This is a genomic window from Streptomyces sp. ASQP_92 (genome assembly GCF_025399895.1).
Lineage (GTDB): Bacteria > Actinomycetota > Actinomycetes > Streptomycetales > Streptomycetaceae > Streptomyces.
Genome location: NZ_JAODUA010000002.1, coordinates 46,983 through 59,336 on the forward strand (window position 1 = coordinate 46,983; position 12,354 = coordinate 59,336).

Below are 12,354 nucleotides of genomic sequence, written 5' to 3' on the forward strand. Positions count from 1 at the left end.
GGAGTAGGAACTCTCAGCCAACATGGAGCAGTTGAGGGGCGTGAGGCGACCGGTACACAGCGGCCGGGGAGCGAGAACCGGACGGCGAGAACCGGACACGCCGCGCCGCGCCCGCGCCAACTGTCCGCCGCCACCGAGGCGTTGTCCCGCACGAGGACAGGCCCCGCCGCCTATCCTCGCGCAATGGAGCAGAGCGAGGTTCTCAAACGAGTGATCGGCATTCTCACCGAGGCCGGGGACTACCGCCGCCGCATCGAGGAGGACGGCGAACAAGGGCCCCGGGACACGGAGATCGGCATCGTGACCGCACTGCTCAACGAGACGATGCCGCACATCCGGATCCCGGCCGACGCGACGCCGCAGGAGATGGCCACCCTGGTGGCGAGGGAGGTCGGCGGGGCCATCCGGCAGCTCGTGGCCGCCTTCAGCCTGGCGTTCCTGGCCCTGGCCCAGGTCCACGACTCCGGGGAGCCGGACATGTCGTCGGCCGATGTGTTGCGGGATCTGGCGCTGCGCGCGGAGGAGGCCAAGGGGGACGGGCCGCAGGCGCCGCAGGGCTGAGCGCCTCGACTGCGGCACCGCCGGGCCGGGTCAGAGGCCGCCACCCGCGTCCGGGGCGAGGGTGCCGGCGGCAATGAGGACGAACAGGGCGATGCCCAGCAGGACGCGGTAGATGACGAACGGCATGAAGCTCTTGGTCGTGATGAACGTCATGAACCACGCGATGACCGCGTATCCCACCGCGAAGGCGATGACCGCGGCCACCAGGGTGGGCAGCAGGGGGGCCTGCCCCGGGCCGCCCGCGTCCTTCAGCTCGAAGACCCCCGACGCGAGGACGGCCGGAACGGCGAGCAGGAAGGAGTAACGGGCCGCGGCCTCGCGGGTGTAGCCCATCAGCAGGCCGCCGCTGATGGTGGCGCCGGAGCGGGAGACACCCGGGATGAGCGCCATGGCCTGGCAGATGCCGTAGATCAGGCCGTCCTTGGTGCCGAGTTCGCGCAGCGACTTGCGTTCTCGGGCGGCCCGGTGGCGGCCGCCCGACTCGTCACGCGCCGCCAGGCGGTCGGCGATGCCGAGCACGACGCCCATCGCGATCAGGGTGGTGGCGATCACCCGCAGATCGCGGAACGAGGTGTCGATCTGGTGCTTGAGGACGATGCCGAGCACCCCGATCGGGATCGAACCGACGATGACCAGCCAGCCCATCCGCGCGTCGTGGTCGGCGCGCAGCGAGCGGTCGGTGAGCGAGCGGAACCAGGCCGAGACGATCCGCGCGATGTCGGAGCGGAAGTAGATCAGGACGGCCGTCTCGGTGCCGATCTGGGTGATCGCGGTGAACGCCGGCCCGGGATCCTGCCACCCCGCGAAGGCGGCCGTCAGCCGCAGATGAGCGCTGGAGGAGATCGGCAGGAACTCCGTAAGACCCTGGACGAGCCCGAGTATGAACGATTCGAACCAAGACATGGGGTGCTGCGCCATCCAAGGGGGGTCGGGGTCACGGCCGTTGGGCACGCCGAGGACCCGCCGGAACGCCGGGGCGGCCGCGGGCCCCCCCGGTGATCTCGCGCGGATCGAGGGGCACGGTAACGAGCCCGGGTTAACGGACGGTTGACGCCGCGAGGCCTGCGGGCAGCGCGCCGGTCCCATCCCGCACCGGCGGGCGGGGGCGGGATGGGACCGGCCGCCGCTACCGCTTGCGCAGCCCCTGCCGCTTGCGCCAGGCCACCGTCGCGGCGGCGGCGCCGCTCAGGACGATGAAGCCCATGGCGATCAGAAAGGGGGGCGAGGTCGGCGACGAGGCGCTGCCGCCCGCGACGACGTAGGCGAGGGTGTTGGGGACCGAACCGAGCCCCGTCGCCAGGAGGAACGGTGCCCACCCCATGCGGGAGACCGCCGCGCAGTAGTTGGCGGCGGCGAACGGCACCCCGGGGAACAACCGGATCACCATCATCGAGCGGAATCCGTGCCGCGACAGCTGGCCGTCCGCGGCCGTCAGCCAGCGTCCGCGCACCAGCGGCCGCAGCGCGTCCTGGCCCAGCACCCGGCCGAGACCGAACGCGATGCCCGCGCCCAGGACCGTGCCCCCCAGCGACGACACGAACCCGGCCGAGGTGGCGAAGAGGGCCCCGGCCGCCAGGTTGAGGATCGGGCGCGGCACGAACGCCGCGGCGCACAGCCCGTACGCCAGCGCGAACAGGGCCACCGCACCGGCGCCGCCCAGTTCGGGCAGCCGGCCGTCGGCGAGCAGCCGCTGCGGCTGGAGCACCAGCACGGCACTCCCCGCGGCCGCGAGCACCACCACGAGCAGCGTCAGTCTCGACCACGGCGAGAGCAGTGCTCTCCCACAGCGTGCGGCGAGACCGGACGTGGACCGGGCAGCGGGCTCGAACATCCGGGGAGAGTAACCGACAAAGGGCCTCGCCCGCCGTAAGCGAAGTCCCGCGCGAAGTCCTCCACCCCGTCCGCCCGCCGTGCGTACGGTGGGCTCCATGACCCCTCGCGCACCCCACAGCCCGCTCGCCGACGAGGTGCTCGCCCGCCTGGTGCGGATCTATCCCGGCGGCGGGGACCCGCACCGGGCCGGTGAGATGGACGCGTACATGAAGGGCGTCGCGCCCTTCCTCGGCATCCGCAGCCCCGAGCGCCGCGCGCTGTCGCGGACGGTGCTCGACGGCCTGGCGAAGCCCACCGAGGCGGACTGCGCGGCCGTGGCGCTGCGGTGCTGGGCGCTCCAGGAGCGCGAGTACCACTACTTCGCGGTGGACTACCTGCGCCGATACGTCCCGGTCTGCTCGTCGGCGTTCCTGCCGGTCGCCCGGCACCTCGTCGTCACCACCTCCTGGTGGGACACCGTCGACCACCTCGCGGCGCATGTCGTCGGCCCCCTGGTCGCCGCCGACGAGGAGCTGACCGCGGTGATGGACCGCTGGATCGACGACGACGACCTCTGGCTCGCGCGCACCGCCCTGCTCTACCAGCTCACCTACAAGGAGCGCACCGACCCCGACCGCCTCTTCGACTTCTGCCTGCGGCGCGCGGCGGACCCGGACTTCTTCATCCGCAAGGCCATCGGCTGGAGCCTGCGCGAGTACGCCAAGAGCGACCCGGGCGCCGTCCGCGCCTTCGTGGCGGCCGAGGGCGCACGGCTGTCCCCGCTGTCCGTGCGCGAGGCCCTGAAGAACCTGTGACGGGGGTTGGCCGCGCCAACTCCCGCCCGGCGAAAACCATTCGACGCGTCCGCACCCACCAGGGATGATCGGCGACATGTCCAGGTACGCCTTCCTCGCAGCGCCGTCCGCAGTCGCGGGCGCGCTGAAGGCTGCCGTCCTCACCGCGGCCGGCGTGTACGCGGCCGCAGCGCCCCTCGGCGGCGCCCGAAGCTGACCCTTCCCGGATATTCCGGCGGACCCCGCACGGGGAGGGTCGGCCGGATCCAGGGGTCCCAGCTCAGCTCCGCGACCACGCGAGGGACACTCAGCCATGCCCAAGACGGCATATGTACGCACCAAGCCCCACCTGAACATCGGCACCATGGGCCATGTCGACCACGGCAAGACCACCCTGACCGCCGCCATCACCAAAGTGCTCGCCGAGCGCGGCACCGGCACGTTCGTGCCGTTCGACCGGATCGACCGGGCCCCGGAGGAGGCCGCCCGCGGCATCACCATCAACATCGCGCACGTCGAGTACGAGACCGACACCCGCCACTACGCGCACGTCGACATGCCGGGCCACGCCGACTACGTCAAGAACATGGTCACCGGCGCCGCCCAGCTGGACGGGGCGATCCTGGTGGTCTCCGCCCTCGACGGAATCATGCCGCAGACGGCCGAACACGTCCTGCTCGCCCGCCAGGTGGGCGTCGACCACATCGTGGTCGCGCTCAACAAGGCGGACGCCGTCGACGACGGCGAGGACGCGGTGCTCGCCGACCTCGTCGAGCTGGAGGTGCGCGAGCTGCTCTCCGCGCACGGCTACGGGGGCGACGGCGTGCCCGTCGTGCGCGTCTCGGGGCTCAAGGCCCTTGCGGGCGAGCCGCGTTGGACCGAGGCGATCGGCGCGCTGCTCGACGCCGTGGACACCTATGTGCCGCTGCCCGAGCGCTATGTGGACGCGCCGTTCCTGCTGCCGGTCGAGAACGTGCTCACCATCACCGGGCGCGGCACCGTCGTCACCGGGGCCGTCGAACGCGGCACCGTGCGCGTCGGCGACCGGGTCCAGGTCCTGGGCGCGGACCTCGACTCCGTCGTCATCGGCCTGGAGACGTTCGGCAAGCCCATGGACTCGGCGCAGGCGGGCGACAACGTCGCGCTGCTCCTGCGCGGGGTGCCACGCGACGCGGTCCGCCGCGGGCACGTGGTCGCCGAGCCCGGCAGCGTCACGCCGAGCCGGAGGTTCACCGCCCAGGTGTACGTCCTGTCCACGCGCGAGGGGGGCCGCTCCACGCCGATCGCCACGGGCTACCGTCCGCAGTTCTACATCCGCACCGCGGACGTGGTCGGAGACGTGGACCTCGGCGGGCTCGCGGTGGCCCGGCCCGGCGACACGGTCACCATGACCGTGGAGCTCGGCCGCGACACGCCCCTGGAGCCGGGCCTCGGCTTCGCCATCCGGGAGGGCGGCCGCACGGTGGGCGCGGGAACCGTCGGCACGCTGCTGTAACGGGCCCCCGGGGCTCCGCCCCAGACCCCGTATCGCGCCTTAAGGGCGCTCGTCCTCAATCGCCGGACGGGCTGAAATGCCTCGATGCGGGCCAGCACCAGTACCGCTAAGGGGCGCGGGGAACTGCGCGACCAGCCACGCACGGTCCGCAGGATCGTTCTCAGGCGCCGGGCGGGCGGAGGTGGCCTGCGCTGGCCCGCACCGAGTAGTTAGGGGGGCGCGGGGAACTGCGCGACCAGCCCCGCACGGTCCGCGGCCGAAGACGGGTTTGGGGGCGCGGGGAACTGCGCGAGAGGGGACCGCGATCCGCGGACGAAGGCGGGTTTCAGGGGCGCGGGGAACTGCGCGGCCAGCCCCGCACGGCCCGCGGCCGAAGACGGGTTTCCGCGGGCCGGGGTCCGCAGGATCGGCGTGGGGTGAGGGGCGGGCCCGGGCCCGCGCCCCCCGCGTCGGCGGCGGGCGCACAATGGGACCGTGAACGACAACGCCCGCTCCGAGCCGATCCCCGTCATCCGGGAGGTCGACCGCGGCACCGCGAAGCTGCTGCCCGATGTCGACCGCGCGCGGGCGTGGCTGCTGACCGTGGACGGCGCCCCGCAGTCCTATGTCGACCTGGACGACCCCACCTACATCGAGTTCGAGTACGTCCGCAGGCTCGCGCACGTCGTGGACTGCGTGGCCGACGAGGGCGCCCCCCTGGACGTGCTGCACCTGGGCGGCGGCGCGCTCACCCTGCCCCGCTATGTCGCGGCGACGCGGCCCGGGTCGCGGCAGGACGTCGTGGAGGCCGACCGCGCGCTGCTCCAACTCGTCCGCGAAAAGCTGCCGTTGGCTCCCGGCACCGCGACGGCGCTGCACGCGGCGGACGCCAGGGCCTGGACGCTGGCCGCCCCCGCCGCCTCGGCGGACCTGCTGATCGCGGACGTCTTCGGCGGCTCACGGGTGCCGGCGCACCTCACCTCGATCGAGTACGCGCGGGCCGCCGAGCGGGTCCTCAAGCCCGGCGGTGTCTACGCGGCCAACCTCGCGGACGGCGCCCCGTTCGACTTCCTCCGCTCCCAACTCGCCACATTCCAGGCGGTGTTCACGGAGGTCGCGCTCATCGCCGAGCCATCGGTGCTGCGCGGACGGCGGTTCGGGAACGCGGTGCTGCTCGCTTCCCAGCGCCCCTTGGACGTCGCCGCGCTGGCCCGGCGCACCGCGGGGGACGCCTTTCCCGCCCGGGTCGAGCACGGCGACTCGCTGCGCCGGTTCATCGCGCGGGCGCAGCCGGTGGACGACGCGTCCGCACAGCCCTCACCCGAGCCTCCCGAGGGCGCCTTCAGCATCGGCTGAGACCTCGGGCGCGGCCAGGGCCACCGGTTCCCCGCGCCGGGTGAGACGGCGTACGTCGGGCACGCACAGGACCGCGGCTGTGAGCAGCACGATCAGCGCCGAGCAGCCCCACAGCGCGCTGGTGCGCCCGACCGCGTTCTGCGCGGGCCCGGCGAGCGCGGTCGCCACGGGGACCATGGCGATCGAACCGAGCCAGTCGTACGCCGAGACCCGCGAGAGTTTCTCCTCCGGGATCTCCTGGTTGAGGGCGGTCATCCAGGAGACCCCGAAGACCTCGATGGAGACGCCCGTCAGGAGCATGACCGCGGCGAGGCCGGCCACCGGCAGCGGCACCGCGAGCGCGGCCGACGGCAGCGCCAGCGGAAACACGCACAGGGTGCCCGCCAGCAGCAGCCGGCGCGGCTTCCAGCGCATCATCAAAAAGGCCCCGGCGACCGTGCCGGCGCCGAACGCGGCGAGCGCGAGGCCCCACGGCCCCGGTCCGCCCAACTCGTCGCGGGCCACCAGCGGCCCGTACACCGCCTCGGCGGCCGCGACCACGGCGTTGACCACGGCGAACTGCACCACGATCGACCACAGCCAGGGGCGCGTGACGAACTCCCGCCAGCCCTCCCGCAGATCGGAGATCATGCCGCCGCCCGCCGAGCGCGCCGGTATGTGGCTCACGTCGAGGAAGGCGCGCAGCGCACCGGCCGCCGCGAACGCCGCCGCGTCGATCGCGAGCACCCAGCCCGGGCCGAACGCGGCGATCAGCGCGCCGCCGAGCGCGGCCCCGCCGATGCCCGCGCCGTGCATCGCCATCCGGTAGAACGCGAAGGCGCGCCCCGCGTCCGCGCCGCTCACGGCGGACATCAGCATGCCCTCGGAGGCGGGGCCGAAGAACGCCTGTCCCACCCCGCCGAGCGCGGTGAGCGCCATCATCTGCCAGAGCCGGGGGTCACCGGTCAGGACGAGGAGCGCGAAGGCGCCCTGGGAAAGGAAGTTGAGGGTGTTGGCGGCCACCATCACCTTGTGCCGGGGCAGCCGGTCGGCGAGCGCGCCGCCGACCAGGAGGAAGAGCACCAGCGGTACGGTGCGCGCCGCGGCCACCAGCCCCACGTCGCCGGCGTCGCCGCCGGAGCTCAGCACGGCGAACGCCGCCGCGATCAGTGCGCCCTGGCTGCCCAGGTTCGTCACGATCGCGGCGGCGGTCAGCAGGGTGTAGTTGCGGCCCGCCCAGGACGGACGGCGCGTGGGCGGAGAGGTGGCGGCGGAAGTCACCCTGGGACTATCGCCGCCGCCACCCCGCGGTGCCAAACGGTTTGCCGCCCGCCGCCGTCAGGAGGTGGCGGGCACCAGGCGGATGGTGCTGAGGATCTTCTGGATGGTGTCCTCGTCGACCGCGCCCGGGACACCGGTGTTGGCGATGAGGCTCCAGGCGGCGAGGTCGCCCTTGGCGGTCTTGAAGCCGAAGAGCACGGACTGGCCCTCGGTGGAGCACTTGTCCGTCTTCTTCACGCCCGTCGTCTTGGCGCGCGCCACGCTGCCCTGAAGGCCGGACTTGGTGGTGTAGGGGACCGGCTTCTCGCCCGTTATGTGGTCCTTGTCCGGCTGGGTGTAGGCGTAGTACAGCCAGTCGTCCGCCTGCTCGGCCGCCTCACCCGTGGACTTCGCGCCGTTGGCGCCCTTGGTGCCGACGGTGACCAGCGGGGTGTTCGCGTCGCGGCCGCTGCTGCTCTTGGTGGTGCACCACTTGGACTTGAGGTAGGCGGGAGCGGACATCATCATGCCGCCGAACCCGTTGGGGTCCGCCTTGTCGGACCAGCCCGTGCTCATGGTGGGGCTGTCGACCTCCCAGTCCGGCGGCACGTCGAAGGCGTCGCCGCGGGCCGGGTTCACCACGACCTTCCAGCCCGCGATCACCGGCGGGACCGCGGCGCCGGCGCCGCGCGGGTTGGGCGCGGGGGAGGACGGCGTCGACGAGCCCGAGGCAGGAGCGGAGGGCGACTTGGAGCCCTTGCCGTCCGCCTGGGGGGTGCCCTTGTCGTCGTCCTTGAGGACCATGACCCCGGTCACGGCGGCGGCCACGACCACGGCGGTGGCGGCCACGATGGCGATGATCGTGGTCTTCTTCTTGTCGTTGTTCTGCGGCGGCTGCGGCGGCCCGGGCGGACCGGCCACCGGGTACTGCGGAACCGTCGGCTGCTGGTACGGGTTGGGCGTCTGGTACCCCTGCGGCGGGTATCCGGGCGGCTGCTGCCCCGGCTGCTGATAGGGATTGGGCTGCTGGTACCCCGGCTGCTGGTACGGGTTCTGATTCGGATCCTGCGGGTTCTGCTCGCCCCCGGGCGGCTGCTGTCCTGGCCACATGGCCAGTAACCATAGAGGTGCGCACGCGGTGCTGCTACGGCCGCCCCCGGCGGGGATGGCCAAGGAGGGCTACCCATGGGTAACATCGGGGCCCATGAGCGCTGATCAGATGTCCGTGGGCGAGATGCTCACCGCGACCGTTCCCATGGCCCGCACCCTTGAGCTGGAATTCCTGGAGACCACTCCCGAGCGCGCCGTGGTGCGGCTGCCGGACCGGGCCGAGTACCACAACCACCTCGGCGGCCCGCACGCCGGAGCGATGTTCACGCTCGCCGAGTCCGCCAGCGGCGCCATCGTCATCGCCGCCTTCGGCGACCAGATGCACCGCGCCGTGCCGCTGGCCGTCAAGGCGGAGATCGGCTACAAGAAGCTGGCCAAGGGCGTCGTCACCGCGACCGCGACGCTGGGCCGCCCGATCGCCGACGTGGTGGCCGACCTGGACGCCGGGCAGCGTCCCGAGTTTCCCGTCGTCATCGAGATCCAGCGCGCGGACGGCGCCGTGACCGGCGAGATGACCGTCGTCTGGACCCTGCGCCCCAACTCCTGATCCGGAGCGCGGACAACGGACCCCCAAGGCGTCCCGGCCACGGCCGGGACGCCTTCGTCATGTCCCGGCCCCGCCCCGTTCGGCCGCCTTGACTCTTCTATCGGACGGTCCTACGTTTCCGGCGCCTCGTGGCGCCTGACGGGTTGTCAACTCGCTGGTGGCGCATAGTGCGTTCACAGGTCGATCGGCCGCCCGCCGCCTGCTGTGCCGCGGTCCATCACGACGTGCCCGCACACAAAGGAGTGACGGCCCATGTCCGACACCGTTTCCCGAAGGTCGGCGCTGCGGCTGCTGGCCGGCGCCGCCACCGTCGTGGCCGCCGCCACCGGCGACTTCACGGCGTCCGCCCGCCCGCGCACCGACACCGCCGGGTCCCGCCGCACCGAGGCCCTGCTCGGCCGCCTCACCCTCGACGAGAAGCTCGGTCTGCTGCACGGCTCCGAGGACCCCCACGGCCTCGGCCAGGCCGGCTACCTGCCCGGCGTGCCCCGGCTCGGGATCCCCCCGCTGAGGCTGGCCGACGGACCCGCCGGCGTCCGCGTCACCGCGCACGCCACCGCCCTGCCCGCCCCCGTGATGCTCGCCGCCTCCTTCGACCCCGCGCTCGCCCGCGAGTACGGCGAGGTCATCGGCCGCGAGGGCCGAGCGCTGGGACAGGACGTACTCCTGTCGCCCATGGTCAACCTGATCAGGACCCCGTACGCCGGACGCAACTTCGAGACCTTCTCCGAGGACCCGCTGCTCAGCGCCGACATGGTCGCCGCGGAGATCCACGGCATCCAGAGCCAGGGACTCATCGCCACCGTCAAGCACTTCGCCCTCAACAACCAGGAGAAGGGCCGCCTGACCCTGGACGCGCGGATCGCCGAACAGCCCCTGCGCGAACTCGAACTCCGCGGCTTCGAGGCGGCGGTCGACGCCGGGGTGGGCGCGGTGATGGGCGCGTACAACAAGGTCAACGGAGCCTTCGCCTGCGAGAACAAGCCAATTCTCAGCGACGTCCTGCGCACCGACTGGGGCTTCGAGGGCTGGGTGATGACCGACTGGTTCGCCACCCACGGCCTCGGCGCCCTCGCCGCCGGACTCGACATGGAGATGCCCGCAGCCGTGCACTTCGCGGACACCCTCAAGGCGGCCGTGCTCGACGGAAGCGTCCCCGAGGCCCTCGTCGACCGCGCCGTGCGCCGCGTCCTGTCGGTCATGGAGCGCTTCGGACTGCTCGACGGGAGCGCTCCCGCCCGCCCCGCCCGCGACGCCCGGCGCGGGGCGCGCACCGCGCTCGCGGTCGCCCGGGCCGGGGCCACCCTGCTCCACAACCGGCACGCCACCCTGCCCCTTTCCGGCGCCGACGCCCGCCACATCGCGGTGATCGGGCCCACCGCGGTCCTCCCGTTCGTCAGCGGCGGCGGCAGCGCCCATGTCGTGCCCGACCACGCCCGCAGCCCGCTCGACGCCCTGCGCGCCCGGGCCGGGGAAGGTGCACGCGTCTGCCACACGCTCGGCGAGGACCTGTACGGAAAGCCGCTGCCCGGCACCTCCCCGGGCGCCGACTTCGAGGGCCAGCACGTCGACCCCGGCGCCACCTGGACCTACGACGGCACGCTCACCGTGGCCGATGACGACGAGTGGACCTTCTGCATCCACTACTCCGGTGACCGCCCCAAGGTGCTGCTCGACGGCACCGAGCTCTTCCCGCCCGCCCCCGGCCTCGGCGAACTCTTCGGCGGCGGCCTCGTCGGAACCGCCCCCGACGGGCTCGATGTCCGCCGCGCCACCCTCCACCTCCGCGCCGGAACGCACCGGCTCGTCATCACCGCCAAGGGCCGCGAGCGGGGGCAGCTGTTCCGGCTGCGCCGCGTCACCGGAGCCACCCGCGCCGCCGACGTCGCCGCGGCGGTCCGCGCCGCACGCGCGGCCCGCAGCGTGGTGCTGTTCGCGTACGAGGACGCCACCGAGGGCGCCGACCGCACCCGTCTGGCCCTGCCCGGCCACCAGAATGAGCTGATCGAGGCAGTCGCCGCCGCCAACTCCCGCACCACGGTGGTGCTCAACACCTCGTCGTGCACCACCATGCCGTGGCTGGGCCGGGTCGGCGCCGTGCTCCAGATGTACTACCCGGGCCAGGAAGGCGCCGACGCGACCGCCGCCGTCCTGTTCGGGGAGTGCGACCCCGGCGGCCGGCTCACCCAAACCTTCCCGGTCTCCGATGACCGCCACCCGACGGCCGGCGACCCCCGCCGCTATCCCGGAGTCGACGGCACCGAGGAGTACTCCGAGGGCCTGCGCCTGGGCTACCGCTGGTACGACGCCGAGGGCGTGACCCCGCTCTTCCCCTTCGGCCACGGCCTGTCCTACACGACGTTCGCCTACCGGGACCTGAGCGTGCGGCCCGACGGCGACGGGCTCGCGGTCGCCTTCACCGTCCGCAACACCGGACACCGCACCGGTGTCACCGTCGCGCAGGTCTACGTCGGCCCCTCGCCCGACCTGCGCCTCGACCAGGTCCGCCGGGCCCTGGCCGGCTACCGCCGCCTGGAACTGGAGCCCGGCCGCGACCGCCGGGTGACCGTACGCGTCGGCGCCCGCTCGCTGTCCTCGTGGGACCCCGAGCGGCACGCCTGGGTCCTCGGCACCGGACGGCGCGAGGTGAGCGTGGGCGTCTCGGCGGGCGAGACGCGCCTGGTGGGCCATGGCTCGGTCACGGCGCAGGCTCCGGCCCGCCGACCGTGACCGGGTAGGCTTCCCGGAGTGCGCCAGGGGGGCGCACTCCGGGCTCCGGCCCGGGCGAGGGAGGGAAGCGGCGTTGCACATCCAGGAGTGGCTGGAGCACATCCCCGCCGTCAGTGTCTATCTTCTGGTGGCGCTGGTCATCGGGGTCGAAAGCCTCGGGATCCCGCTCCCCGGCGAGATCGTCCTGGTCAGCTCGGCACTGCTCGCCTCCCAACAGGGCCACATCAACCCGGTCGTCCTCGGCGCCTGCGCCACGGCCGGAGCGGTCATCGGCGACTCGATCGGTTACGCGATCGGCCGCAAGGGCGGCAGGCCCCTGCTGGCCTGGCTCGGCGGCAAGTTCCCCAAGCACTTCAGCGAAGGCCATGTCGCCATGGCGGAACGGTCCTTCCAGAAGTGGGGCATGTGGGCGGTCTTCTTCGGCCGCTTCATCGCGCTGCTCCGCATCTTCGCGGGTCCTCTCGCGGGCGTTCTGCACATGCCGTACTGGAAGTTCCTCATCGCCAACGTGCTCGGCGGCATCTGCTGGGCGGGCGGGACGACGGCCGTCATCTACTACCTCGGCATCGTCGCCGAGTCCTGGCTGAAGAACTTCTCCTATCTGGGCCTGGTGGCGGCGCTGTTGATCGGTGTCGCGTCGATGCTGGTCGTCAAGAACCGGGCGAAGAAGTCCATGGCCGAGGCGGAGGCCGCGCAGCCCGCACCGGAGAACGTCCCGGCCGGGGACTGAA

Annotated in this window: 11 protein-coding genes; 7 read left to right on the plus strand and 4 right to left on the minus strand. The window is 72.9% G+C overall.

From position 1 onward, the window contains the following. The first annotated feature begins 183 nt into the window (after positions 1–183). On the plus strand, positions 184–561 hold the full coding sequence (locus N4G70_RS06270; protein ID WP_261711438.1) for a hypothetical protein: 378 nt from the start codon (positions 184–186) through the stop codon (positions 559–561). 30 nt (positions 562–591) lie between these two features. On the opposite strand, the gene N4G70_RS06275 is transcribed toward N4G70_RS06270, so the two are convergent. After that, the gene (locus N4G70_RS06275) at positions 592–1,464 is read right to left on the minus strand and encodes an undecaprenyl-diphosphate phosphatase (protein ID WP_261711439.1); all 873 of its coding nucleotides are present in this window, start codon (positions 1,462–1,464) and stop codon (positions 592–594) included. A gap of 223 nt (positions 1,465–1,687) precedes the next feature. Further along, on the minus strand, positions 1,688–2,392 hold the full coding sequence (locus N4G70_RS06280; RefSeq protein WP_261711440.1) for a TVP38/TMEM64 family protein: 705 nt from the start codon (positions 2,390–2,392) through the stop codon (positions 1,688–1,690). A 97-nt stretch (positions 2,393–2,489) separates the two neighbouring features. Between N4G70_RS06280 and N4G70_RS06285 the strand changes: the two genes are divergently transcribed. The 3 genes from N4G70_RS06285 (at position 2,490) to N4G70_RS06295 (ending at position 5,997) form a co-directional block, all read left to right on the plus strand. Further along, positions 2,490–3,188, plus strand: a complete 699-nt coding sequence (locus tag N4G70_RS06285; RefSeq protein WP_261711441.1) for a DNA alkylation repair protein — start codon at positions 2,490–2,492, stop codon at positions 3,186–3,188. A 292-nt stretch (positions 3,189–3,480) separates the two neighbouring features. Beyond that, positions 3,481–4,662 carry an elongation factor Tu gene (gene tuf / locus N4G70_RS06290; RefSeq protein ID WP_261711442.1) on the plus strand — a complete coding sequence of 394 codons (1,182 nt, stop codon included), beginning with the start codon at positions 3,481–3,483 and terminating at the stop codon, positions 4,660–4,662. A gap of 474 nt (positions 4,663–5,136) precedes the next feature. Next, positions 5,137–5,997 (plus strand): spermidine synthase, encoded by an 861-nt coding sequence (locus tag N4G70_RS06295; RefSeq protein WP_261711443.1) that lies wholly within the window; start codon positions 5,137–5,139, stop codon positions 5,995–5,997. Here N4G70_RS06295 and N4G70_RS06300 read toward each other — a convergent pair. Further along, positions 5,959–7,257 carry an MFS transporter gene (locus tag N4G70_RS06300; RefSeq protein WP_261711444.1) on the minus strand — a complete coding sequence of 433 codons (1,299 nt, stop codon included), beginning with the start codon at positions 7,255–7,257 and terminating at the stop codon, positions 5,959–5,961. The genes N4G70_RS06295 and N4G70_RS06300 overlap by 39 nt on opposite strands. A gap of 57 nt (positions 7,258–7,314) precedes the next feature. Next, positions 7,315–8,346, minus strand: a complete 1,032-nt coding sequence (locus N4G70_RS06305) for a hypothetical protein (RefSeq protein ID WP_261711445.1) — start codon at positions 8,344–8,346, stop codon at positions 7,315–7,317. A 109-nt stretch (positions 8,347–8,455) separates the two neighbouring features. On the opposite strand from N4G70_RS06305, the gene N4G70_RS06310 reads away from it, so the two are divergent. From N4G70_RS06310 to N4G70_RS06320, 3 genes are all read left to right on the plus strand, one after another. Next, the gene (locus N4G70_RS06310; protein WP_120725462.1) at positions 8,456–8,893 is read left to right on the plus strand and encodes a DUF4442 domain-containing protein; all 438 of its coding nucleotides are present in this window, start codon (positions 8,456–8,458) and stop codon (positions 8,891–8,893) included. Between the two features lie 252 nt (positions 8,894–9,145). Beyond that, positions 9,146–11,623 (plus strand): beta-glucosidase, encoded by a 2,478-nt coding sequence (locus tag N4G70_RS06315; protein WP_261711446.1) that lies wholly within the window; start codon positions 9,146–9,148, stop codon positions 11,621–11,623. A 73-nt stretch (positions 11,624–11,696) separates the two neighbouring features. Further along, positions 11,697–12,353, plus strand: coding sequence for a DedA family protein (locus N4G70_RS06320; protein ID WP_261711447.1), 657 nt, complete (start codon positions 11,697–11,699; stop codon positions 12,351–12,353). Position 12,354 lies beyond the last annotated feature (1 nt).